Origin of the sequence: Okeania sp. SIO2B3 (assembly GCF_010672525.1) — a bacterium.
Taxonomy (GTDB): domain Bacteria; phylum Cyanobacteriota; class Cyanobacteriia; order Cyanobacteriales; family Microcoleaceae; genus Okeania.
Genome location: NZ_JAAHGH010000008.1, coordinates 313556 through 339015, shown reverse-complemented (window position 1 = coordinate 339015; position 25460 = coordinate 313556). Strand labels below are relative to the sequence as shown.

General features: G+C 35.5%; 25 protein-coding genes. 17 read left to right on the top strand and 8 right to left on the bottom strand.

Going from position 1 to position 25460, the window contains the following annotated elements; translation table 11 throughout:
- The first annotated feature begins 13 nt into the window (after positions 1-13).
- A complete protein-coding gene (locus F6K15_RS10670) occupies positions 14-1567 on the top strand; it encodes a helix-turn-helix domain-containing protein (RefSeq protein WP_363267692.1) in 1554 nt (517 codons plus the stop codon).
- 137 nt (positions 1568-1704) lie between these two features.
- On the opposite strand, the gene F6K15_RS10665 is transcribed toward F6K15_RS10670, so the two are convergent.
- Positions 1705-1827: a hypothetical protein gene (locus tag F6K15_RS10665; RefSeq protein WP_293060561.1), complete on the bottom strand. Its 123-nt coding sequence runs from the start codon at positions 1825-1827 to the stop codon at positions 1705-1707.
- Between the two features lie 411 nt (positions 1828-2238).
- Here F6K15_RS10665 and F6K15_RS10660 point away from each other — a divergent pair, with 411 nt between their 5' ends.
- Positions 2239-3501 (top strand): transposase, encoded by a 1263-nt coding sequence (locus F6K15_RS10660; protein WP_293060559.1) that lies wholly within the window; start codon positions 2239-2241, stop codon positions 3499-3501.
- Positions 3502-3761: 260 nt separating this feature from the next.
- On the opposite strand, the gene F6K15_RS10655 is transcribed toward F6K15_RS10660, so the two are convergent.
- A complete protein-coding gene (locus tag F6K15_RS10655; protein ID WP_293060557.1) occupies positions 3762-4994 on the bottom strand; it encodes a hypothetical protein in 1233 nt (410 codons plus the stop codon).
- Between the two features lie 209 nt (positions 4995-5203).
- On the opposite strand from F6K15_RS10655, the gene F6K15_RS10650 reads away from it, so the two are divergent.
- The 3 genes from F6K15_RS10650 (at position 5204) to F6K15_RS10640 (ending at position 7228) form a co-directional block, all read left to right on the top strand.
- On the top strand, positions 5204-5569 hold the full coding sequence (locus F6K15_RS10650; protein WP_293060555.1) for a hypothetical protein: 366 nt from the start codon (positions 5204-5206) through the stop codon (positions 5567-5569).
- 13 nt (positions 5570-5582) lie between these two features.
- Positions 5583-6377, top strand: coding sequence for a YdcF family protein (locus tag F6K15_RS10645; RefSeq protein WP_293060553.1), 795 nt, complete (start codon positions 5583-5585; stop codon positions 6375-6377).
- A gap of 608 nt (positions 6378-6985) precedes the next feature.
- Positions 6986-7228, top strand: a complete 243-nt coding sequence (locus tag F6K15_RS10640) for a hypothetical protein (RefSeq protein ID WP_293060551.1) — start codon at positions 6986-6988, stop codon at positions 7226-7228.
- A gap of 159 nt (positions 7229-7387) precedes the next feature.
- On the opposite strand, the gene F6K15_RS10635 is transcribed toward F6K15_RS10640, so the two are convergent.
- Together F6K15_RS10635 and F6K15_RS10630 are read right to left on the bottom strand one after the other, a co-directional pair.
- A complete protein-coding gene (locus tag F6K15_RS10635; RefSeq protein WP_293060549.1) occupies positions 7388-7609 on the bottom strand; it encodes a ferredoxin-thioredoxin reductase variable chain in 222 nt (73 codons plus the stop codon).
- A 363-nt stretch (positions 7610-7972) separates the two neighbouring features.
- Positions 7973-9928, bottom strand: coding sequence for a PP2C family serine/threonine-protein phosphatase (locus F6K15_RS10630; protein ID WP_293060547.1), 1956 nt, complete (start codon positions 9926-9928; stop codon positions 7973-7975).
- 628 nt (positions 9929-10556) lie between these two features.
- On the opposite strand from F6K15_RS10630, the gene F6K15_RS10625 reads away from it, so the two are divergent.
- Positions 10557-11021, top strand: coding sequence for an NfeD family protein (locus tag F6K15_RS10625; RefSeq protein WP_293060545.1), 465 nt, complete (start codon positions 10557-10559; stop codon positions 11019-11021).
- A gap of 29 nt (positions 11022-11050) precedes the next feature.
- The gene (locus F6K15_RS10620; RefSeq protein WP_293060543.1) at positions 11051-12016 is read left to right on the top strand and encodes an SPFH domain-containing protein; all 966 of its coding nucleotides are present in this window, start codon (positions 11051-11053) and stop codon (positions 12014-12016) included.
- A 402-nt stretch (positions 12017-12418) separates the two neighbouring features.
- Here F6K15_RS10620 and F6K15_RS10615 read toward each other — a convergent pair whose 3' ends face one another.
- Positions 12419-12802: a Fur family transcriptional regulator gene (locus F6K15_RS10615; protein WP_293060541.1), complete on the bottom strand. Its 384-nt coding sequence runs from the start codon at positions 12800-12802 to the stop codon at positions 12419-12421.
- A gap of 81 nt (positions 12803-12883) precedes the next feature.
- On the opposite strand from F6K15_RS10615, the gene purS reads away from it, so the two are divergent.
- Positions 12884-13159 carry a phosphoribosylformylglycinamidine synthase subunit PurS gene (gene purS, locus F6K15_RS10610; protein ID WP_293060539.1) on the top strand — a complete coding sequence of 92 codons (276 nt, stop codon included), beginning with the start codon at positions 12884-12886 and terminating at the stop codon, positions 13157-13159.
- Between the two features lie 312 nt (positions 13160-13471).
- On the top strand, positions 13472-14167 hold the full coding sequence (purQ, locus tag F6K15_RS10605) for a phosphoribosylformylglycinamidine synthase subunit PurQ (RefSeq protein ID WP_293060537.1): 696 nt from the start codon (positions 13472-13474) through the stop codon (positions 14165-14167).
- Between the two features lie 253 nt (positions 14168-14420).
- Here the strand turns inward: purQ and F6K15_RS10600 are convergent, their stop codons facing one another.
- Entirely contained in the window at positions 14421-14711 is a 291-nt protein-coding gene (locus tag F6K15_RS10600; RefSeq protein ID WP_293060837.1) for a Mo-dependent nitrogenase C-terminal domain-containing protein, read from the bottom strand.
- Between the two features lie 216 nt (positions 14712-14927).
- Between F6K15_RS10600 and F6K15_RS10595 the strand changes: the two genes are divergently transcribed.
- On the top strand, positions 14928-15101 hold the full coding sequence (locus F6K15_RS10595) for a hypothetical protein (protein ID WP_293060535.1): 174 nt from the start codon (positions 14928-14930) through the stop codon (positions 15099-15101).
- Positions 15102-15169: 68 nt separating this feature from the next.
- Here F6K15_RS10595 and F6K15_RS10590 read toward each other — a convergent pair whose 3' ends face one another.
- The gene (locus F6K15_RS10590) at positions 15170-15367 is read right to left on the bottom strand and encodes a hypothetical protein (protein ID WP_293060533.1); all 198 of its coding nucleotides are present in this window, start codon (positions 15365-15367) and stop codon (positions 15170-15172) included.
- A gap of 1687 nt (positions 15368-17054) precedes the next feature.
- On the opposite strand from F6K15_RS10590, the gene F6K15_RS10585 reads away from it, so the two are divergent.
- The gene (locus F6K15_RS10585; protein ID WP_293060531.1) at positions 17055-18749 is read left to right on the top strand and encodes a tetratricopeptide repeat protein; all 1695 of its coding nucleotides are present in this window, start codon (positions 17055-17057) and stop codon (positions 18747-18749) included.
- 298 nt (positions 18750-19047) lie between these two features.
- Here F6K15_RS10585 and F6K15_RS10580 read toward each other — a convergent pair whose 3' ends face one another.
- On the bottom strand, positions 19048-19218 hold the full coding sequence (locus F6K15_RS10580; protein ID WP_293060529.1) for a hypothetical protein: 171 nt from the start codon (positions 19216-19218) through the stop codon (positions 19048-19050).
- 367 nt (positions 19219-19585) lie between these two features.
- On the opposite strand from F6K15_RS10580, the gene F6K15_RS10575 reads away from it, so the two are divergent.
- From F6K15_RS10575 to F6K15_RS10550, 6 genes are all read left to right on the top strand, one after another.
- A complete protein-coding gene (locus F6K15_RS10575; RefSeq protein WP_293060527.1) occupies positions 19586-19795 on the top strand; it encodes a hypothetical protein in 210 nt (69 codons plus the stop codon).
- A 934-nt stretch (positions 19796-20729) separates the two neighbouring features.
- Positions 20730-22469, top strand: a complete 1740-nt coding sequence (locus tag F6K15_RS10570) for an ATP-binding protein (RefSeq protein WP_293060525.1) — start codon at positions 20730-20732, stop codon at positions 22467-22469.
- 412 nt (positions 22470-22881) lie between these two features.
- A complete protein-coding gene (locus tag F6K15_RS10565) occupies positions 22882-23277 on the top strand; it encodes a DUF1622 domain-containing protein (RefSeq protein WP_293060523.1) in 396 nt (131 codons plus the stop codon).
- A gap of 341 nt (positions 23278-23618) precedes the next feature.
- Positions 23619-23852, top strand: coding sequence for a hypothetical protein (locus F6K15_RS10560; protein ID WP_293060521.1), 234 nt, complete (start codon positions 23619-23621; stop codon positions 23850-23852).
- On the top strand, positions 23839-24264 hold the full coding sequence (locus tag F6K15_RS10555; RefSeq protein WP_293060519.1) for a hypothetical protein: 426 nt from the start codon (positions 23839-23841) through the stop codon (positions 24262-24264). The genes F6K15_RS10560 and F6K15_RS10555 overlap by 14 nt, the downstream gene beginning before the upstream one ends.
- A gap of 119 nt (positions 24265-24383) precedes the next feature.
- A complete protein-coding gene (locus F6K15_RS10550; RefSeq protein WP_293060517.1) occupies positions 24384-24548 on the top strand; it encodes a hypothetical protein in 165 nt (54 codons plus the stop codon).
- Positions 24549-25460: the final 912 nt, after the last annotated feature.

Here is a 25460-nt window from a genome sequence, read left to right as displayed (position 1 = left end):
CTGTATACCCCAAATGCAGTGCCCAACAGGTGCAATAATTATAGAAGATGAACAATACTCAATTAATCCCGATCTATGTAATAGCTGTGAGGGTTATTACGAAGAACCTCAATGTGTAATTCACTGTTCTATTAGTAGTCCTGTTCCCACTAAAGCCAAAAAAGGTAGATATAAAGCTGAGACAAGAACACCCACAAGCTCTAATTTATTTCCCAATGGCAAGCATAGTCCTTTTGCTTCTTCGATCGCGGTCTGGGAAGCTTGCAACATTCTGACGCAAAGAGAATCATTACCTTGGACAGTGAATGCAGAAGGTAAACTGATTTATCAGCGTTCTATTAAACAAGGTCAGGGTTCAATCAGTTTCAGCATCAAAGATGTGGAGTATTCATCTAAAATTATAAATGATGGTGCCATCAAAGTCACAGATATACCAGCAATGGATATCAGAGCAGCTTGTCTCCACCTAATTTATGCTGCTCATGCAGCAGTTCTTGATAAACCATGGGAGCAAGAATTTGCGATCGATGACCAACAAATTGAAAGATACTTAGGGTTAGAAAAACGCAAAGATTTATCGAAAGCAACTAAACTGAGTTTAATTAAAAACTTAGCTCAACAACCTTGTAACATTACTACTACTATTGATTGGCCTCAGCAGGGCAGAATTAATGCGTTCTCATTACCAGAAAGTCAATTATGGCATATCTTAGACATCCAACATCACTTTTCTGAAGATTCTACAGGATGTAAACATCTTGTTGGTCTTACCTTTAGAGTTAAAGCTGGTCTTTGGGCTAAGTATTTCCTTAATAGAGAAGATTGCAAGCAGGGCAAAGCATTTTATCAATACGGCATTTTGCCTCAGTCTATATTAACTACAGTAATGAGTATTTGGCAGCAACATGAAGGTACTGCTCGAATGCTGTTATGGTTATTATTTAAAACCAAAATGGGTAGGGAACAACGGTTAACTGTACCGACCCTAATGCGAGTAGCTTATGGCGAACAAAAAGTCATACGAGCATCATCTTCTAGGGATGATCGAAAACGACTAATTAGAACTTTTGAAAGCGATTTGGAAGTTCTCAATCATTATGGACTTAAACCCGAATTTGACCCCGAAACTTACCCCCAAGAAATTCAGCCAATGTGGGCAAAGTTAGCTGCCTTGCCTGATGATGGTGAAGAAGCTTTAGATTTCTGGATTGATGATGGTAGTAAAAATACAAGATTAACAGATAGCGGGCCCAGAGGTAAGTGGAATATGTTATTAAATGCTCGTATCCTCTGGTTTAAATTGCCCGAAGAATGGGATAAACACTTAGCAGATTTTGAAAAACAAAAGCTACGTTATTCTAATAAACGCAAAAGAACGAAAAAGCTGGCTGCGATCTGTGGGGAACAAATTATGACTGCTAGAAAAAATCAGCAGTTAAGTCAGAGACAGTTGGCAACTATGCTTGGAAAAAGTCAAAGTTGGATTAGAGATATTGAAAGTGGACGCTTTCAAGTCAAAGGTGAAGACCAAACGCTATTACAGAATGTTTTAGGTTTGGGAGGGTAATCGTTAATTGAATGCCATAATTGAATTAAATAGGGGGGCAGTCCGCATCATTAAAATCCCAAGGTGCAATTGCTCCCTATCTTCTACTGCAATTTTAAAATTTGGTAGTGGCTTACAAATAGTGATATTTGCTCAAATTAGTTCTCCATAACTTTGTTGACTTGAATCAATTCAATAATTTCCCATTCATCTCCAATTTTTTCAACTATGTATAGTTCTTCGAGTTTTCTAAGAGACTCTTTTACTTCTCCTATAGACAATGAGGAATATCCTTTTTTGTTTAGCTCTAGATTTAAGCTGGCAAAAATGTTTTCAAAATCTAAATTCCAGAATACTCTTGACAGTTATCAGAGTCAATAAGATACATCCCCCATAAGACTTTGGATGTATTTTCATCAATATCTATTTGGCTTGCTGTGTAGAGCTGCTTGACAAGAATCAAGAATCCAAGAACAATAACCCAAGGCATTGTAACTGAACCTGCTATCGTGATAATAGTTCCAGCAATATACTCAAACAAATCCTCTACATTAAACCTGATGATATATTTTACCTAAATGGAGCAAGAAGGCCCACACCATAACGCTAGTTTGGTGTTGGGATGAATTGCGACCAACAAAAAAATAATGCAGATCGCCAAAAGTTCTGCTATATAATGGTAAGATTAAAGCATGATTATTAGAGAAGCCAAGCTATTAAACGGGTCTAAGGCACAATATCAAGCCTTAGAACAGGCGATCAGAACTGCTCAATTCATTAGAAACAAAGCAGTTAGATTATGGCGCGACGAGCCAGATGTAAATAAAGCTCGTCTATCTGTGCTGTGTAAAGAACTGGCAACGGAGTTTCCTTTTGCTCAAAAGTTGAACTCAATGGCGCGTCAAGCATCAGCACAGAGAGCTTGGAATTCAATCTCTAGCTTCTATCGTCGCTGTAGAGAAGGAGCCAAAAACAAAGGTTATCCTCAATTCAAAAAGCATTCTCGCTCAGTTGAGTATAAAACCTCTGGATGGAAACTATCAAAAGATTGTTTAACTATTAATTTCACCGATGGTTTTCAAGCAGGTAAGTTCTCTCTATTCTGTAATCATCAAACCAGAGAGGACTTATTTAGACTGAAAATCAATAGGGTAAGAGTTGTCAGAAGAGCTGATGGTTATTATGCTCAATTCTGCTTTGACGCTCACCGCAAAGAAACAGGGAACTATACCGGGAATGTTGTAGGCATTGATTTAGGTCTGACTTATTTCTATAAAGACCAAAACGACAATGCTGCAATTTATCCCAAGTATTTAAGACAGGCTGAAAAACGAATCAAGAAACTACAGCGACAACTCTCAAGAAAATTTGTTAAAGGTAAAAAACCTCAATCAAACAACTATCACAAAGCCAGGATGAGACTGGGGAAGTGCCATCTGAAGGTGACAAGACAGCGTAAAGACTGGGCAGTAAAGTTAGCCCGGTGCGTAGTTCACTCTAATGATGTGATTGTCTATGAAGACCTCAAGATACAAAACATGGTCAAGAACCATCATTTGGCTAAGTCTATTTCTGATGCAAGTTGGTATCAATTCACTCAATGGTTAGATTATTTTGGGAAAGTTTGGGATAAGACAGTAATTGCTGTGGCCCCGAATTATACATCCCAAGACTGTTCAAGTTGTGGTCATCGAGTGAAGAAATCTCTCAGTACTAGAACTCATCAATGTCCTAAATGCAAGATTGAAATATGTCGGGATACAAATGCGGCATGGAACATTTTAAATAAAGGGATGAAGATTCTAGATGTGGAGTGTAATCAGATCAAAGGTACTGAAGGGCATTCAGGAACCTCCGAGTATTCGGGAACGCTTGAGGAGACTACCACCTCTGCTGTAGATGGGCAACCGGAAATAGTAAGTGGTGTCGGTGAATCAAGAATCACAGATGTGTGAGAATCCCGCGCTGTAATTTTTAATTCAGCGCCGGGAGTATGTCAATGAACGGCTTTTAGCTTCTCCAATTGATGTTATATTAACTGCTTCATTAAAATTAGAAGTTTCTGAATACTCGATTCCATGACTAATAATTTGGAACAATTCTGAAGTATTAGTGCTTGAAATAAATTTGTAATTGCAATTTAGTTGATCGAAAAGAATCTTTTCTAATTCCTGTTTGACTTTATTCATCCTTTAATTACCTCTTAGAAACCAGACTATTCAACCTCGTATCCTTGTATAAGAGTAGAAGCATATCGCTTTAACTCTGAGACTCCTGCTTCGTCTAAATCACCAACCGGAGTAAATATAATATTGTTGTAAATCATATTGTCTTCACCATGATACTTTTGTTCATATTGTCTAGAGTAAATAATTAGTAGCATTAATATTGTCCAATTAACCATTTCAAGTTCTAAGGAACCAGCTCTATAAAGGCTTACAAGTTTTTCGTCAAAAAACCAAACATATTCTATGATGGAACTATAGTTTCTTGGTATTTCTGTTGCTTTAATTGCTCTGTAATATTTCTTTTTTAGTTTTTTATGTGAGTATAGTGCCTCTGATTCATCAACACTTTTCATAGCAAAATATATATCTTCTATGTCTTTTGTTGAAGACTGAAATATTTCCTGCAAAAAAAATGGATTGTCTGTCAAAGTTTCTTCAGCTGATTTAAATATATCTTCTTCAAAAATGTCGTCAAGCCAATTTAATTCAATGGGGAAGAAATACTGTAAAAATTTATCAAAGTAATAAGCATACCATTCATGTTCTACATGATTAATTTCCTTGACACCTTCGTTGTACAACTCAATGTAATAAACCCTATGAGCTAGTTCGTGAAATAGAGTGTTAAAAAAAATCTTAGAAGATTTAAATGCTAGGGATGTCAAAAGCATCCCCATTCTATTTTTATATCCAAAATTTGATTCAAGATTAAAAATAGCTCCCCTACAGTTCTGTCTTTCTTTAGTATGAACAAACAGTTCTATATTGAACCCGACGTCAAGTATCCACATAAGATTAGAGAATAGATACTCTGGCTGATCATTTAAATGTTCAAAATATTTGAATACTCGCTCATACATTTCCCTGGATTTCTTGTAATAATATAGAAACGTTTCCCTTTTATAGTCATCGTCTGATTGGGCATCTATAAATTCATCTATTTCATTAAGAGATAGTTGGGATAGCCTCTGTAATAACTCTCTATTTTCTGTAAAGTAATCATTTGTAAAAATATTAATATTACAAATTAAAAAGCTTTCTACAGAAAAATTTTCATCTTTAGCATGAAGTGATGAAATAAGTTCTTGCTGTTCGGCAAGTAATTCATCACGTTTATTTCTAAGATGTAAAATTTCTTCTTCAGTTTTCGATTTCTCAGATTTTTCTATAGGAGCGTCAAAATCTTTTGGTTGATTTTTTGATAAACCTGTTTCAGACATTCTTTGACTCTTCAGTTTGATTGTGTCTTATCCATTAAGCAGAACTCTAACTGTAATTGTATTGTATGGCATATCAGTAATTCATGTAAGAAAGCCATTTATTTGACAATTAACGGAAGCCAGAAGTCAGAATTTAAATTTAATATGCCTATTTAAGCGAACTTGATATAATTTTTCAAACATCAATCACTTAATGCCTTGGCCAAAGCATGGATAAACAATCAATATCAACAGGCTTAATTACAGGACTAGCAGCTACTCTATTTTTCAGCATTAGCTTTAGCCTCCTAGAATATACAATCAAATCAAGTATTATATTTGGCGTAATAGGAGGTATTTCTGCTGGTTTATTAGGGTATTGGTTACAAATAGAATCAATACCAGAAATTCCAGAAAAAGCAGATGCTGAACCTGTAGATTCTCCAAAAGAATCAAAACCACCTAAACCACCTAAACTACCTAAAATATGGCCAAAAAAACCTAGAGAACGTAGCGGTGTTTCTATCTTAAGTTGGTTTTTCAGGTCAAGTCAAGTTTCTTCAAGAAGATATCAGAAACCTCGAAAAAAATACTAATCTCTAACTTATAATGTTTTTGTTTCTTTCTAAATTACTCCCTTTATTTATTTATCCTTTGGGATTATCTTGCCTGCTAATGCTGATAGCTTTTATTTTATTGTGGTGGTATCCTAAATGGTCAGCATTAGTAATTTTTTTGGCATTTACAGTAACATTTACGTTTAGTAATTCGTGGGTTTCTCAAGGGCTGATTAAATCTTTAGAATGGCAAAATTTACCGCCGAAAGAATTACCATCAGCAGAAGCAATTGTTGTTTTAGGTGGTGGAATTAAACCTGCAAATTCACCCCGACCTTGGGTAGATTTTAGTGAAGCAGGCGATCGCATTTTACATGGAATAAGATTATATCAGCAGGGTAAAGCACCTTTAATTATATTAAGTGGGGGTAGAGTTGATTGGAAAGATGGAGGGAACCCTGAGTCTGGAGATATGGCAGAAATTGCTGAAACTATGGGAGTACCAAAAACAGCAATTTTACAAGATACTGACTCTCTCAATACTTATCAAAATGCTGTTAATGTTAAACAAATTTTAGAGAAAAATGAAATTAAAGGCAATGTTTTGTTAGTAACTTCAGCACTGCATACTCCACGTTCTATGTTGGTCTTCAAAAAACAGAAAATATCAGTAATTCCTGCACCAACAGATTTTTTAGTTACCGAAAGAGACTTACAGGAAAAACAAGATAGTTGGCAAGGAATTCTCTTAAATATTATTCCTGATGCTGCAAATTTACAAAATTCTACTAAAGCTTTAAAAGAATATATAGGTATAATAGTATATGGTCTGCGAGGCTGGTTATAATATTTTTTTAGTAGTCATATCATGTCCGGATAATTAGTGATGAAAAAATTTTCCCCTTCATTTCCTTTTCTTCCTTATTCTTCTTCCCTTCTGACTCCTGACTCCTATCTCGTTATTTATAACTATTCAACCGGACATAATATCAGTCGTTAGGATAGAACAAGGATTTAATCTATAGCAATATTATCTGAATTGCGAGATATTATGATTTTTTGTCGTTAGGATAGAACAAGGATTTAATCTATAGCAATATTATCTGAATTACAGAAAAATTTTGGTTTAAAGCCTCCCCTTTTAAGGGGATAATAAAGAAAAATTTTCCTTTGAATCAATCCTCTTCTTTTCAAGGAGAGGTAATTATTAATTATTAATTATTAATTATTAATTGTTGAAGAGATATTATGATTTTTTAGGGAATAGTCAACAGAGAAAAATCTTGCTGAATACTAGATAAAAATACTATATAGCAATCCTAAATCATTTGTGATAATTTTATTGCTTCAGTGTTTCTAATTCCCTATTCCCTATTCCCTATTCCCTAGAATCTACAGTATCTCACAACTCAAATAAGATTGCTATATAAACTTAATAAATAGGAATTACTATCAATGCCTCCAGAATTAAGAAGCATCTTTCCAGAAGCAAATTCACCTGCTACAGAAATCTTTCAAATTTATCAAACTACTCAGGAATTTTATCAAGAAGTCAAATATAGAGAAGATTTTCAAAATTATTGTCAGTGGTATTATGAGATGGCTGAAAAACACCAAAAAGAACTACAAAAAATGCAGAGTGATATTAATATTTTTGGTTTTTTCTTGCAATTAATTCACCCTAAAGTCAAAAAATAGGAAAATAAATGGGGACAATGCCCCATAAATCCTATTCAGTATTCACTTTAGGTTATTCTATAGCAGTCGAAACAAAGGGCGCGGACATATCAAAAGCTTAAAACTCAGACAACGCCAGATTTTTCCTTCTTCCTTCTTCCTTCTTCCTTCTTTCTTCTGCTATATAAGTTCTAATTCCTCTTCCTTAAGATGAACTTTAAATTTTTCTGTAAATTTGACAAGAATTGGTAGATTAGCGCTAACTGGTCTGCCTTTCCATTCATTGACAATACCAATCACTTCTCCTTCCTGATTTTTCAGATCAAATGGCTGTCCTTTATGTTCAGGATGAATATAAACAATAACAGAGGTATTAACGCGAACATGATCGCCTACTTTCATATATTAAAACCTTATACTATCATCTCCTAGAAATTTAACTAATGTAGCTCTATGAAATTACACTAGCTTTAAGAATCTCCCTATTCTTTCATAAAACCAACCCTAAAGTCACGTCAATTTAATAAGGACTCTCCCCTACTGCCTACTGCCTACTCCCTCTACCCATACAATAACTAATCAGCCGGATTACATATCATATCAAATCCTGGGAAATTGGAGATACAAAAAATCTTTAATCGTCATAACTACTAAATTTTTGTGATTCTCTCTACTCCTGACCCCTGAGGACTGACTCCTAAAGACTTAAGCATTCTATAACTGTTTAACCGGATTATATATCAGCGATAAGTCCAAAATTAAAAATTAAGAATCTGGAGAAACAGGAACTTCCGAAGGCTCAGGTATTATTGGACTTTCCCAAGATGCAGGAGCATCATTAGGTGAGCGAAAATTTTCCCAATTCCGCCACACCGCTACGACTGCCCCTACAAACAATATCAACAATAAACCAACCATAAACATCCAGGGCTTTAACCCTGAAGAACTTGGCATAGCCTCCACCTCAGAATTAGGGTCAGAGTCGAGGTCAACTTCAGATTTCAGCTGCGACACTTCATTATCATCATCACTATAAAGAAGTGCTTTAGAAGCCTCAGATAATTCTGGCATTACTTCCTTTTCCAAAGGTTTTGCTGTAGGATTATTCAATAAAACCAACTGTTCTGGAGAAAGGCGATAGTGGGCAAGCACCACTGAAGTATTATCATGACCATTTTTCTGATTCGCCAACTCAATCAGATACTCAACCGCCTGCTTAAGAGAAAATTCACCTCGAAAAATCTTGGGAGTATACTCAGTCCAAGACTTCTCAACCCAATCATTATCACTCAGGCCATCCGAGCATAATAGCAATAGGCCCTCTTCTTCAATCAAAAATCTTTGAATAGTTGGCCGAATAAACTCCCCATCCCTCGTACCAAGAGCCTGAGTCAGGGCACCCGCATCACGACGTTGCAATGCTTGCCAATACAGACAATGACCAAGACGCGTCTCTCTAGAAGCCACATCATCATCCACAGTCAACAATTGACAACTATTTTTAGTTAGCCAATAAGCACGACTATCTCCCAAATTAGCTATATACAATTCATGGGCATTATTCGGATTTGATTGTGGAGAAAATTTTACCTGTTGAGGCAACTGTAGCGCCATAACTAATGTTGTGCCCATACGTTGTCGGGACTCTCTTCCTTGTTCATTATTCTCAGTGGCAATCATGTTATTGACTACCCGAATAATTTCCTCAAGTTGTTTCATTACCAAATCTGGTGATGTTAAATCCTGTTGTTGGGCTACTTCTGTCAACAGATTTTGAACTAATCTTTTAATGGACTGTACTGCTAATTGACTAGCTACCTCTCCGCCATCATGGCCACCTACCCCATCACAAATCATTGCTAAATGAGGGACTAACTGCTTACTAACTAAATCTTGTTCCGTTGGATAACAACAATCTTCATTATGGAGACGCACAGGCCCAGTATCCGTAGACCCTAATATTTCCGCATTTAATGGTAATTGTGCCGCCTGTTCCAATAGAAGTTGGTTCAATTTAGGGGCGATCGCCTCTAGAGATTCCCCAATATCCCCAATCATCTGACAAATTTCTTGTAATGGCTGTTGGATATGAGGATGAGCAGTAGGAATCAAATTAGACCAAAAAATCCTTAAATCTCTATGTTTAGTGTTCCGGTTTTGTAAGTCCAACTCTAACAGTCGTAACCGCCAACCTTCGACCCTTAAACTATTTGTCAAAAGACTGAAAGCCATGCGCTCTTTTGATAAAGGTTTCCATAACTGCATCATTTGCCATAACCAGTAAACTTGACGTACAGGAGTTGCTATAGGCCAAGCCTCTACAAAAGCAGGAAACAACTGACCTTGAGAGTCTAGAGGGACGTTGTCTAACAACAGAATATCGGTAGGATAAGCTTCTTCTCCATATTGATAAAAACCATATACCCCTGGTGTATGGAGTTTATAGGGATATAAATGTAAATATGGCGTTATATTATCTGGTAACTCCTCATACATAAAAGGAGGTTGAGCAGGTTTAGTATCCAGCCAAACTTGTGGAGCTACAACATAGTAGCGATCGCCCAGTAACTCCCCAACAGGAATCTCCACTCCGGCATCAACCGCCCATAAATAGCGATAGATTAGGTGAGTTTGGCAAGCTTCGCACTCTTGGCGACCCCAGGAATTGGCCGGATGAGGGCAGTTAATATTTGGGCAATGAATTAGTGGGGTAGAAGACATTTTATTAAGTCAAGAGTTAAAATAAAAATTTAAAAAGGCAGAAGGCAGAAGGCAGAAGGGAAAATTCCATGGGGATTCAAAAAACAATTTTAAGCACCGTGTAGACGATGGAGTATTAAACCCGCCACAGAAAAAATAAAAAAAATATACTAAAAATATTAATTTGAGAATTTCTATAAGGAATTGTTTTTTTCGGTGTTGATGAATAATTTAGGAGGGTTCCAAACTGACTTTCTTTGTGTCAAGACGCAAAGATATGTTGAGATAGAAGTTATCTTCATAAATTTCAGAATAAACTAATTATATACTTGACAATTTGTCAAGAAATAATTTTAGGTAGTAATGACACCAAATTACAGTAATTTTACTGAAAAATCTGTCATAAATTTAAAGAAGCGGTCAGCACTCAGCAATCAGCACTCAGCTTTGATCATTTTTTTAACCTGCGAGAAGGGGATTTCAACCCCTCCTAAACCATCTGGCGCAATACTTGCCGGGGATTTTTACCCAGATCTGCAAAAAGCTGTTAACTGTAGTTCCTCCCAAGGAGGCTAGCTGTTTGTGGAGCATTCCGGTACGGAAATGTTAAAAGCTGATAGCGAGTTAACCTCACCACTCCCATTTATCCATGCTATTAAATCCAACGATATTTTGGTTACTGGCTGGGGCAATTCTTTGTTTTTTAGAACTCCTCGTACCCACAGCCTTTGTTGAATTCATGATGGGACTAAGTGCCTTTATTGTGGCAGGAGTGTCCCTCTTAATTCCTAGTATTAGCGTACAAGTGGCCTTGTGGATGATTTTTTCTGTGGCTTCTATTCTTGGCTTCCGTCGCCTGTTGCCCAATCATACCGTGGCGACTATTGCTGATGCTCAGGAGGCAGAAACTTTAACAGAAATATTACCGGGCCAGCCTGGTCGAGTAATTTATGAAGGTAATTCTTGGCGGGCAAAATGTGACGATGAAAGTAGCACGATCGCTGCTAATGAAAAAGTTATTGTCGTTAGACGTGAAGGTAATACTTTATTTGTATTGCCAGAAAACCTATTAAATTCTTCAGTTTATCTTCCTAACCAAAGTCAATTGAAATAATAACTAATTAGATAATTAGGAGATTAAAAATGGAACAGTTTTTTTTATTAGTCTTTTTAGCTTTAGGTGGTTCAGGTTTAGCCGGAAGTGTCAAAGTTATTAATCAAGGAAATGAAGCTTTAGTAGAAACTTTAGGTAAATATAATGGCAGAAAATTAGATGCTGGTTTGAAATTTGTTATCCCATTTTTAGATAGAATCTCTTATCAAGAAACAATTCGAGAAAAAGTATTAGATATTCCACCTCAGCCATGTATTACTAGAGATAACGTAGCAATTAGTGTAGATGCTGTGGTTTATTGGCGGATTATGGATTTGGAAAAAGCCTACTACAAAGTAGAAAATCTCAAATCTGCAATGACTAATCTAGTTCTAACTCAAATTCGGGCAGAAATGGGTAAATTAGAATTAGACCAAACCTTTACAGCTCGCACGGAAATTAATGAAGTTCTTCTCAGAGAATTAGACATAGCTACTGACCCTTGGGGAGTGAAAGTAACTAGGGTAGAATTACGAGATATTAGCCCTTCAAAAGCAGTGCAAGATTCTATGGAATTACAGATGACTGCGGAGCGACAAAAACGGGCAGCAATTTTAACTTCAGAAGGGGAAAGAGATTCTGCAATTAACTCTGCCAGAGGTAAAGCCGAATCACAAGTCCTTGATGCCGAAGCTCGTCAAAAAGCAACTATTTTAGAAGCAGAAGCACAACAAAAAGCAATTGTACTTAAAGCTCAAGCCGAACGTCAATCTCAAGTATTAAGAGCTTCTGCAACTTCTGAAGCATTAGCAATTATTGCCAAAATTCTCCATAAAGACCCCAATGCTAAAGAAGCACTCCAATTTTTATTGGCTCAAAATTATTTGGATATGGGTCAGAAAATTGGTAGTAGTGACAGTAGTAAAGTTATGTTCATGGACCCCCGCAATATTCCAGCAACCTTAGAAGGTATGCGTTCTATTGTGGCAGATGGCAAAAATTCAGTTAATAGTTAAAGGAGCACTCAGCACTCAGCAACAAGGAGGCAGGAGGCAGAAGGCAGGAGGCAGAAGCGGTGCGACCCCGCGTCGGCGTCAGACGCAAGGGAATGCGCACCAAGAGAGGGAAGAAAGGTGATTGTACAAGCTTTTGAACCTTAGAATTTTTGGGCTTTGCTCATCGGAGCTGGCTCCTGGCTGGAAGCTTTATGGGGTATAAATCCCCACATCACCCGCAGTGTCTACAATTGTTTGGGGTTTAAATCTCCATGTAATTGATTTTGTCTACTGTCTTCTGACAAAAAAATAAGGTCAATAGCCTCCTATTTCAAGGGGACGGGTAAGAAATCAAGTTCAATATTTTAATCCCAATACTTTAGGCAGAGGTACTGATAACTGATAACTGAAATGACTCCTTCTTCAAGTTAAAGTGCATTGGTCACAAAGTCCAAAAAACTCTAAAGTGTGATAAAAAATCTTAAAGCTGTGGGACTTCTGTAATTTATTTTCTAAATTATGGACAGGACATTCATTAATCGGAATAGAAGTCCCACATTTTACACAGGTCAAATGATGTTGGGCTTGCTCTAAGGAACTATACACAGATTCGCCATTGGCCAAAGTCCGGACAATCACTACCCCTTCTTGTTTGAGGGCATCTAAAGAACGATAGACTGTTGCTAATCCCAGAGGTTGGTCACATCCGCGCAGTGCTGAATAAATATCCTGAGCAGATAGCGATCGCTTCTGGATTTTTAATAGCTTCAAAATACGCTCTTGAGACCGGGTACGATTGGATTTCATGGCCAATTTTGTTAACTATAAATATAACTTAACTGATAATATCTAAACGTGTTCAGTTGAAATCTAAAATTTTTTAATCACGTGACAAAACAATATCAGGCACATATATATGTTACCCTAAGACCATCTGTTTTAGACCCTGCTGGTACTGCAGTTAAATCTGGGTTGGCACAAATGGGATATGACAATGTAGAGCAAATTAGAATTGGTAAATATATTGAGTTGATGCTTCAGGCAACTGATGAAGCAACAGCTAAGGAACAACTAGAATTAATCTGCGATCGACTATTAGCTAATCCTGTCATTGAAAATTATCGTTTTGATTTAATGGAAACTATCAAAGAAGGTGTTCATTAATGGATAATGAATAATAGATAATTACCTCGGGTTTTAACCTTTACAGAATTGAATATCAGGAAATCTGATTTCTTTTTTCTCCTTAAAAGGAGAGGCTTTAAACTTTTGGGTATAAATTATAAATTATAAATTATCCATTGGTAAACATAATAATATAATAATTAATGCACTCTTAGGGTGCTAATTATCAAAAAGGCGATCCTGTTTGTGTTAATTACTTCATAATTGAAGTGCTATCTAAGTTAAGCATTAATGCATGGTAATTGGTATTACCCTTCGGAGTATAGAAACGATAATTGAAATTAAATTAATATGAAATTTGGTATTATTGTGTTTCCCGGTTCCAACTGCGATCGGGATGTAGCTTGGGTAACTCAAAGTTTATTAGATCAACCAACTCGCATGGTTTGGCATCAAGAAGAAGATATTTCCAGTCTAGATGTAATAGTTATCCCTGGAGGTTTCAGTTATGGCGACTATCTCAGATGCGGAGCGATCGCTCGTTTTTCTCCAGTCATGGCAGCAACTGTTGCTCATGCCCAAAAAGGTAAGTTAGTCTTAGGCATTTGTAATGGTTTCCAGATATTGACAGAAATAGGACTGTTGCCAGGAGCATTAGTCAGAAATCAGCAATTAAATTTTATTTGTGATCGAGTTCCGGTCAAAGTAGAAAACTCTGATACTCCTTGGACTTCTGATTATCAAAAAGGAGAAGTAATTCGTTTACCAATAGCTCATGGTGAAGGTCGTTATTATGCTGATGCAGAAACGTTGCAAGAATTAGACAATAATGGTCAAATTTTATTTCGTTACTGCACAGAGAATGGTGAAATTAGTCAAGTAGCTAATCCCAATGGTTCTGTTAATAATATTGCTGGAGTCTGCAACCGTCAAGGCAATGTGTTGGGAATGATGCCTCATCCAGAGAGAGCATCAGACCCAATGTTAGGCGATACAGATGGCATCAAATTATTTAAGGGATTATTAATGTCTGTAGTTGGAATTTAGCTACATTTAATAATTAATAATTAATAATTAATAATTATTAAAAAGAAGAGGATTGACTCAAAGGAAAAATCTTTCTTGTTTCTCCTTTAAAGGAGGGGTTTTAAACCTTAATTATTCGGTAATGTACCTCATAGCTTTCCCATAAAATAAAAGTTGATTTCAATTGATTAATTCTTAACTGGGAAAGCTTTACCTTTTGAGCTATCGCCAATATGAAAAGCAGTGGCAATGAGTCCCATTATTGTTCCCCAGACTAGCAGTATGAGGTTACATCTTCTCCACAAACATCCGCTAAATAACACAAAGCTCTAAATCTCAAACCAATTAATTCATCATAAAGAGGGTTGAGTTTGCACATGGGAGGAATATGAAACAAGATATGACCAAAAAAAGTGATATCACGCTCAAAGGGGCACTGACTGGGAATTAATTTACACAGAAATTTGGCTAATTTGGGGTTATTAATTTCTATATGGTCTAGCCATTGTCGCAAAGGTTTTAATGGCGTAAATTTAGGTACTGTAGTATACATACGAGTAGTCATAGCATTTAGAATGTTAATAGTTTGGGGTTTCATCCACGCCCCTGTTTTTACTAGATTTTGCATAGGTCTAAAGACTCTCTATAAGAGTTCTACAGTTTATTTTTTTACTTTACCGGAAAGGTAAGATGTGAATAGTCATTATCAACTGATGGGCAAAAGTCAAAAGTTATATCATGCCCGGTTGAGTAATTAGATTTTGGTAGAAGGAAGGCGCTTATGCTATTTGCGCAGCATGACAAACGAAAAGGCAGAAGGTTTTTTCCCATTGCTACCTTATTTTATACACGCTCTGATGCTACTGGATATGATATTAATTATCTTTTCCTTATGGGTTTAGTACCTCACTGTCTACAGGGTACAAATACTCTTGGTGGGGTGAGAATTCCATAGACCGCATTCTACTGACTTTTGTACCTCACCGATCCAACAACTTCTCTACCTGACTCCTGACTACTTCTTCAAGATATTAACTTTTGATTTTCCAGTACAAATTTTCCCCACACACTAATGTGGAGAGGTTTAAGCAACCAGAGAGGTTGATTGCAAATAGCCAGAGGATGCTGCAGGGGATTTTTACTGTCCTCAACAGCAGAAGTTTTCAGACTAACTTCTTTATTTATGGCATCAACAAGTTTGACATATTCCCGACGTTGCACTTACGCGACAACACGAGATTCTTCAGCCCGGAAAACCCTGACCGCAATTTTGACAGAGGTGATGTCCTACCCCTAGATTAAAATGAGCGGCATTGCTGAATTGAAGTATGAATCAGCGATTGTTTGGTTCTGGTCAAGCCCCCTAAATCCCCCAATTTTGGGGGACTTTTAGAGTTTTATTACACCCAAAATTGGGGGGCTAGGGGGGCAAAATTATATCCAGAATCAGCAACGCCAAATGAGCGACAGTAATATTTTTGAGAGACCTACTACTTAAAGTCTCTAGTTCCAATTTTCAGAACAACATAAAGGAACATCTAAGATTGCTGAGGCAAATAAATTTACCTAAAAATAGGTTAGTTATATTTTTAAGCTCTTTATTTAAAAGTGGATAATAACTAACCTGTTTTTGTCACCTATTTGATTGTTACACCAATTGAGCTAATTGTCGCGTCTTAACTATTCACAAGTATAAATATTATATATGAATTTGATTAGTTTTTCTGATGATAACCAGATTGAACAAAAATAATATATATAGTATGCTAAAGTGTTGGTTAAATAGTTACAGATGTTGTCCCTTGGCCAAGTATAGAATCGCAGGTAACATCATTATCATGTTTTTCTATAAAAATTTTATCACAATTTGATGGATGATACTACTGACGCAACGCTCCACATTAACGTAGTTGTGCCCTAGCAAACGCCATATCTAACCCTGTTTTTTTCTTTTGTAGTGAAACTTTGCTCAAATCCTCCTTTGTTTTCGATCTTGATGTTCTCAGTACTTATGCAGAAGATTAAATTATACACTATTTGTAGGGGTTAATGGTGGTTAACTCCTACCATAAGTGGTAGGTTGTGCGTAAGTTCTGTTATCTCAAATCCAGTTAAACAACTTCACTTCAATTCAAATTTAGTAGTCAGTAGAGCATACTAAACTCTTAAGGTTTTTTAGTATTGCTAGAAATTTTACTATTCCATATTGGTCTTGCATTGAATCTATAGCAGTCGCCATTAGACCATTTTGAAAAAAGAATGTTACGAATAATAAGCGTGAGAAAAAGACAAATGCAGGAGGTCTCCCTTTGACAAAGCGGTGCGACCCCGCGACGACGCCAGCTCGCTTGCGGTCAGACCCCGCGTCGGCGTCAGACGCAAGGGAATGCTGACCAAGAGAGGGAACGCGCACCAAGAGAAAAATAGAATTTATTAGCTCAAAACTGCTATTGAAACTATTCCCATACGACTCGGTCCTCCTGACTCCTGACTCCTAAGAAATAGCCTAGCTATTTGTAGCAAAAATTTATCTAATTGGTATTAGACCTCTCCAGAAAAGAGGGAGTAGGAAGCAGGGAGCAGGGAGAAAGAATTGATAATTTCTGTGGGATAATTGATTTGATTTTTTATTATTGGAAACTTCTATTACTGTAATTTGATATAAAATCCGGTTATACAGTATATGTTCATAATTCTATAATTATTTCAAGCCTTCAATCTCTCTACTTGCCTATCTCCCCATATTCCCCAAGTATATAATAAGTATTCAACCGGATTTGAACTGACATATCAAAAGCTTAAAACTCAGACAACGCCAGGATTTTTCTTTTTTGTTTCTTCCTTCTTCTTTCTGCATTATATAATACTATTTTCAGATAGACTCTATCAAGCTCAAGGGAAAAAAATTATGACCAAAACTGATTTTCAATCATCCCAAAAATTGACATTTTTAACAACATTAGACAATACTAATAGCCAAAGCATCTCCGTGTCTAACGGAATTTTTAGCATATTTTCTGCATTTCCAGAGTATGACCGTGGCAACAGAATGTATAACATGGGCAGATATGAGTCAGCTATATCCTACTACGAAAATGCCGTTAAAATTAAGCCAGACTGGGCTATAGGTTGGTTAAAACTCGCTCATAGTTTCTATAAACTACAAAAATATGAACAAGCAATAGAGGCTTATAAGCGATCGCTATCTATCAAGTCAAATGATGATGAAGCTTGGAATTGTTACGGTGTTGTATTATCTAATTTAAAGCAGTATGAAGAAGCGATAATTTGCTTTAACAAAGGAATAAAAGTCAACCAAAATAATTATGAACTCTGGTACAATAAAGGTATTATTTTAGCTGATTTTAAACAGTATCAAGCTGCTATCCACTGTTATAAAAAAGCACTGAAAATACAACCGATGATGGGAGAAATTTGGTATGCTCAAGGTCAAGCTTTATTAAATGTAAAAAAATATGCTGAAGCATTAGCTGCTTATGATTGTGCTGTAAAATTGCAACCTGATAATTACCATATTTGGTTAAATAGAGGATTAGCTTTAGTTGAAACTTTTCGTTATGCTGAAGCAGTAGCTAGTTACGACCATGCAATAGAATTACAACCTGATAATTATTTAGCTTGGTTTAACCGAGGAATTGCTCAAAGTAAACTACATAAATATCACGATTCTGTCTCTTCTTTTAATAAAGTAATTAAATTAAATCCAGATGATTATGAAGCTTGGTTTTATAAAGGATTAGCTTTAAAAAATCATTGGAAAGAAGGAGGAATTGCTTGTTTTGATAAAGCAATTAATCTTAATGCTAATTTACCGGAAGGTTGGATTAGTCGTGGTCATACTTTATTAGATTTATTTAAGTATGATGAGGCATTAGAATCTTTTAATCAGGCAATTACAATTAATCCTAATTATCCAGAATCTTGGTTGGGTCGAGGCAAAGCATTCATGGCACTTAGTAAGTACAATGAAGCTCTTATTGCTTATGGTAATGCTATTACTACCCAACCAGATTTTTTAGAAGCTTGGAATTGTCGAGGAGAAGCATTAGAAAAACTCCAGCAGTATGAAGCAGCATTAGCCGCTTATGACAAAGTAATAGAAATGAGTGTGAAACAAGGAGTTTCTGTTGCTAAAGTAGGTTTACAAAGAGGAGCTGCTTTAGAAAAGTTACAAAAATATTCTCAAGCAATAGCAGCTTATGATTTGGTCATAGCAAAACAGTCTCATAATTTTGATGCTTGGTTACAACGAGGATTATGTTTAGCAAAAATGGGAAATGATCGAGAGGCTGCTATGAGTTATAATCGAGCTATTAAGATTTGGCCTAATAATTATCAAGCTTGGTCAGAACTAGCTACGATTATGGAGAAATTAGAGCAGTATGAAGAAGCGATCGCTGCCTACGACCAAATAGTTTCTTTAAGACCAGGTAATCATCAAATATGGTTTAAAAGAGGATTAATTTTGGAAAAATTAGGATATATTCAAGAAGCAGTTAGTTCTTACAATATAGCTTTGGAAATTAAGCCTGATTACCAAGAAGCACTTAATAGAAAAGATCGGTTAAGGATGCAAGGCTAATTTAAAAAAATGTTGAGTATAGTCCCCACCTCAAAATAAGATTAGGTGGGTTATTCAATAATTAATAATTAATAATTAATAATTAATAATTACCTCTCCTTGAAAAGAAGAGGATTGACTCAAAGGAAGTTTTTTCTTTTTATCCCCCTTAAAATAGGGGTTTTAAGCCACAATTTTTTTTTCGATAAAACTAATTTGATTTGGCTTGTTTTGACTTCTGACATATTGTATTCATCTGTCTGAAAATACTTGCACTACTACTATGAGAAATATTTTTTTTACCAAAAAGAATATTTAGTTATGAAGCAGTTTTTCCAATAGTATTGTTGTTTTTATTCTTATTTTCCTGTAATAAATCTGCCCAAGACCAAGCAAAACTGACAATCATAGCTTGAGCGATGGCATTCATCTGTTCTTTGTTATAATTTTTGGAAGTTTGTTGTGCTTCTTTAGATGTATTATTATTCATTTTGATTAATCTCCTCACATTAAAATCCATACTTATAGATACAACTTCTATTAACTCTTGTCCGCAAAAATATAACTGTGACAAATAATAAACTGGATAGTGATATATATCATCAAAAATTTACCGAAATATCAGTTTATAGATTTTTACTATCAGAAAAATATTGAGATAAAAATGTGCTAACTGTATAAGATTATTAAAGTAGAGATTTTCCACAAGTGAAGTAGAGGAATTACGAACTTTTGAGTACTTGCATTATGCCAATTAAAAATCTGGTTAAATACGGTTTCACCATAAGCTAAATCCTGTTTAAATAGCTTATCTCAAATCCGGTAGCATCGGTGTAATTAGATGGGGAGATGGGGAGATGCGGGTTCTTGAGGACACGGAGATGGGGAGATGGGGAGATGGGGAGATGGGGAGATGGGGAGATGGGGAGATGGGGAGATGGGGAGATGGGGAGATGGGGAGATGGGGAGATGGGGAGATGGGGAGATGGGGAGATGGGGAGATGGGGAGATATTTGGTAATGGTTGGAGATGGAACATTTCGTTATACCGAACCCGAACGGATTTGATATTATTTATAGGTATTGCATAAATGTGGGATGATTTTAATAGTTTTGTGGAATGGGCAAGATGCCCATTCCTTATATTTTCACAGCAGGCAGGATGCCTACCCCACTTATACCATTTCTCAAAAACTTTTCTACATTTTGTTGAGCAGGTGAGTTACCCCTAACCCCTCCCAGGAGGGGAAGTGGGAGAGTGAGTGGGGGAGAAGCAAACATCAGAATAATGTAAGCATTCTAGCTGTCAGCTATTGCTTTTAGTTTTAGATAAAACTTTGCTAAGTAGTGCCAGAATTTATACTTACGCCTAAAAGCTTGAAACAGTCTATATTCTATTTAAACCTCCTTATGAGAGCTGACAACTGACTGCTAATAGCTGAATGCTTACAGAATAATTAATATCATGTCCGCTTGAACAGTGATAAATAAATAACTACGGAGTCCTGAGGAGTCAACCCACCCCTCGCCCCTCCCAGGAGGGGAAGTCAGGAGTCAGGGGGAAAGAGGGAAGAAAGAAGAAGAACTGGAGTTGAAGGAGAAAGTTTTTTTATAACTAATTATCCGGACATGATATAACACGTTTCGCAGGCTAAAATTAACAAAAAAGTGCTAACTGCTTGTGCTGATTAGTTGACAACTGAAGTATTGCCCAACTATAGCACTAATGCATGGGAATTGGTATTATATTCATCCCACCCCTCCGGTAGTAATTTTCATTTTCATCGGTAAGGAAAAATCTGGCGTTGTCTGAGACTGCTATAACTTGAAATTTTCAATCATTTCAAAAAGTTAAGTTCTTGTCGTTGGGAGTATAGTTTGGAGATTTGACAGTTTACCTTGAGTGGAGAATAGCAGATCTCTACTTTCATTTAATTACTCTCAATAGCTAATAAAAATGGTATAACTTGATATAGCATTCTAAAGTAATGAAGTAATTTATATGGATTTTGAACAACCATTAGGTTCAGTAATTCAAGGTTCTCTCAGTCAAGGATTAGAAGTACGACTACATCCAGACATATTAGTAGAAGATATGCGGGTTGGTAAATTTTTGGTAGTAAAAGGAGTACGCGTTCACTTTTTTTGTATGCTAACTGATGTTTTATTAGGAACATCCAGTGAACGAATAATGATTAATCCTCCTTTACCTACAGATGATTTTTTACAATCTGTTTTAGCTGGAGGTAGTACTTATGGCACTATCGAACTTGCACCAATGTTGATGTTAGTTATTTCTTCAGAAAAGTCCCCAGTATATTTCAACGCTAATAACGATAATGGCAATAACAAAAAATCTCAATCTATAGAAAATTTAGCATCTTTTGAAGCTCAAACCAGTGCTGAAATTAAATTAATGCCAGTGAAAACTATTCCTAGCCATTTTTCCCAAGTATTTGACGCAAGTGAGAGAGATTTTAGTCTGGTTTTTGGTAGGGAAGATGACCAGAGTCGGCGCAATTTTGCTGTAGGTAAACCTATTGATATGGATGTACCTGTTTGTTTAGATTTAGATAGATTTGTAGAACGAAGTAATGGCATTTTTGGTAAGTCAGGAACAGGTAAATCTTTTCTAACTCGTTTACTTTTATCTGGGATTATTCGTAAAGGAGCTGCTGTAAATTTAATTTTTGATATGCACTCTGAATATGGTTGGGAAGCAATGGCGGAAGGAAAACAAGTTAATACTGTAAAAGGTTTAAAACAATTGTTTCCAGAACGAGTGGAATTATGGACTCTCGATCCAGAAGCGACTAAACGTAGAGGTGTACGAGATGCACGAGAATTGTATTTAAGTTATAACCAAATTGAGGTAGAAGATATTGGGTTAGTGCAACGGGAATTAAATTTATCTGAGGCAAGTATTGATAGTGCAAATATTTTGAGAAGTGAATTTGGTAAGTCTTGGATTGCTCAATTACTGGAAATGACTAATGAAGATATCCAAACATTTTGTGATGAGAAAAGGGGTCACAAAGGTTCAATAATGTCTTTACAAAGAAAGTTATTGCGACTGGATAATCTGAAATATATGCAGACCAAAAATACTAATAATTATATTGAAGAAATTTTAGAATCTTTGGATGCTGGTAAACACGTTATTATTGAATTTGGTTCCCAGTCGAATATGCTTTCTTATATGTTAGCTGCTAATATGATTACTCGCAGAATTCATAATAGTTATGTACGGAAAGCTGATAAATTTTTGAGTTCTAAAAATCCAAGCGATCGCCCTCAACCATTAGTTATAACTATTGAGGAAGCTCACCGTTTTCTCGACCCTGCGATAGTACGTTCAACTATTTTTGGAACAATAGCTAGAGAAATGCGGAAATATTTTGTGACTTTATTGGTAGTAGACCAGCGACCTTCTGGGATAGATGCGGAAGTTATGTCTCAAATTGGTACAAGAATTACAGCTCTATTAAATGATGATAAGGATATAGATTCTATTTTTACAGGAGTTTCTGGCGGTCATAGTTTACGGTCTGTATTGGCAAAGTTGGATTCTAAACAACAAGCTTTGGTATTAGGTCATGCGGTACCAATGCCAGTAGTTATTCAAACTCGTGCTTATGACAAGACTTTTTATCAAGAAATTGGAGATACAGACTGGCGATATGTGTCTGATGAAGAGTTATATGAAGCAGCTCAGGTTGCTCTGGATGATATTGGGTTTTAAAGTGCGAAGTGCAGGCAATAAGGTAAGCATTCAGCCGTCAGCCATCAGCTATCAGCTATCAGCATTAATCCAAAATATCTTATGCCTTTGAACCCTACTCTCTACTCCCTATTCCCAAGGAGATGTAGCAAAACTTTTGAGAAATGGTATGACAGCTAATAGCTGTTTGCGCAGCAGTCCGCAGGAAATTCTTACACAATAAGGGGAATATAAATTAAACTTCAGTTATTAAGTAATAATAATACTTCAGCAATGTTTATAACTATTCTCGACATTAATTCAAAACATATTATGTTTTTTAAGCCTACTCCCTACTCTCAAGGGAATGTAGCAAGACTTTTAATTTCTGGCATGATATACTTAGAAAATTAAAATATTTACTCAATTTTAGAGGCAGTAGTAACGAATAATTATGACTTCTATTGTATGTTTTTATCTAGCTATAAATTTAATAGAATTAGCTGAGAATTTTTTAGATGAGTTTGTACTTATTCTGAAGATTTTTATTGAGGCAGTTGCAGTTTTTATTATTGCTTTTGCAGTGCTAAAAGCACTAGCACAAATGTGGAAAAGACGGAAAAACAAGAGGCTTTTTGCACAAGAGGGAACAATCAGACTTGACTTAGGTATCTCCCTAGTTCTAGCTTTAGAATTTCTGTTAGCTGCTGATATAGTAGGAACTGCCATATCTCCAAGTTGGAGTGATATTGGAAGGTTAGCAGCAGTTGCTGGAATTAGAACTTTTCTCAACTTTTTCCTAGAAAAAGAAGTGAAAGAACTGGAAGAAAAAAATAACCTCAATAGATAAAATTTTAAGAAGGAAAAAGGAAAAAAGAATGGGAATAGTGCTCGATAAGGAACAAGAATTAAATAGGGTTTGCTGAAAAAGTATTTTTTGAGGAGTAGGGGAGTAGGGAGTAGGGGAGAATTTTTTTGCCCAACTCTTGCTTGAAATGCGCTCCTTTTTGAGCATGAAGAGCTGAAAATCATATACTTTTTTAATAATTTACCCCTTCTTCCTTCTACCATTTGTAACAAGTATTTATCAAATTGGTATAATAGCAAAAGTTAAGAATAAACTATCTATCTCATATCAAATCTGGTTTATTGCTAAAATTCAATATTGTAATGGTTATGTAAAATGTAAAAATGGCTTACAGTGATTTTAAAACTATTAATCAAGCTCAAGCTACTTTTGACCTTAGTATTAATATGGTTAATTTGTTTCCTAATATAGAGTTAGTTGAACCGAGTGAATATTTGAAAATGACTCTGAAACGTAATCTCAAAGTTGCTTTTGATAATAATACTGAAAAAGCTCGTTTCCTGACGGAATGCTCCGCAAACGGAGTTAATTATTGCACCATTGTTGATAGAAATTAGAGAAATATTTGATGGTAAAATAAGTTTGTTTTCTGGCAGAGATTTTAATGTCGATATTACCAGCGGGCTAAATGGGTTTTGTGACTACATTTTGAGTGCTTCAGAGTTCACTTTAGAAATAGAAGCTCCAGTAATAACAATTGTTGAAGCTAAAAATGAAAGTACAAACGTAGGTTTAGGTCAATGTATTGCGGAAATGGTAGCAGCACAGAGGTTTAACCAAGCAAGAAATAGAACAACTGAAAGTATTTATGGTGCTGTTACAACTGGTCGCATCTGGCGTTTTCTGAGACTTTCTGGTCAAAATGTGGCTATTAATAATCAGGAGTTAGTTATTGAAAATGCAGAAGATATAAATGTGTCTAAGATTTTAGCAATTTTCAGTTTACCTATTAAACAATTGAACAGTTAATTTTTTTGATTCATCTATTGGTTTAGGTGCGTTATATTATGTTCGGTTGAATACTTATAAATAACTGTTGTGAGGAGTCAGGAGTCAGGAGGGAACAAAGGAGGAATACATAGAAAATATTGGAGAAAAGCATTTGTGAGGAGTCAGGAGTCAGTAGTCAGGAGTCAGGAGAAAAGAGGGAAGAAAGAATAACAACAGGAGAAGAAGGAGAAAGTTTTTTTATAACTAATTATCTGGACATGATATTATGTCTCAAATTGGTACAAGAATTACAGCTCTGTTAAATGATGATCAGGATATTGTCTTACAGAATAGTTGAGCAAAATTATCATAAATTGATATTTATATTTTAAACTGTTCCGAAACATTAATGATGATGAATGTTCAAAGTAATAACCTATCTGTTAAATGATGATCAGGATATTGTCTTACAGAATAGTTGAGCAAAATTATCATAAATTGATATTTATATTTTAAACTGTTCCGGAACATTAATTATGATGAATGCTCAAAACAATAACCTATCTGTTAAATGATGATCAGGATATTCTGTTACAGATAGTTGAGCAAAGTTATAATAAATTGATATTTATATTTTAAACTGTTCCGAAACATTAATTATGATGAATACTCAAAACAATAACCTATCTGTTAAATGATGATCAGGATATTGTCTTACAGAATAGTTGAGCAAAATTATCATAAATTGATATTTATATTTTAAACTGTTCCGAAACATTAATTATGATGAATACTCAAAACAATAACCTATCTGTTAAATGATGATCAGGATATTGTCTTACAGAATAGTTGAGCAAAATTATCATAAATTGATATTTATATTTTAAACTGTTCCGAAACATTAATTATGATGAATACTCAAAACAATAACCTATCTGTTAAATGATGATCAGGATATTGTCTTACAGAATAGTTGAGCAAAATTATCATAAATTGATATTTATATTTTAAACTGTTCCGAAACATTAATGATGATGAATGCTCAAAACAATAACCTATCTGTTAAATGATGATCAGGATATTGTCTTACAGAATAGTTGAGCAAAATTATCATAAATTGATATTTATATTTTAAACTGTTCCGAAACATTAATGATGATGAATGCTCAAAACAATAACCTATCTGTTAAATGATGATCAGGATATTGTCTTACAGAATAGTTGAGCAAAATTAT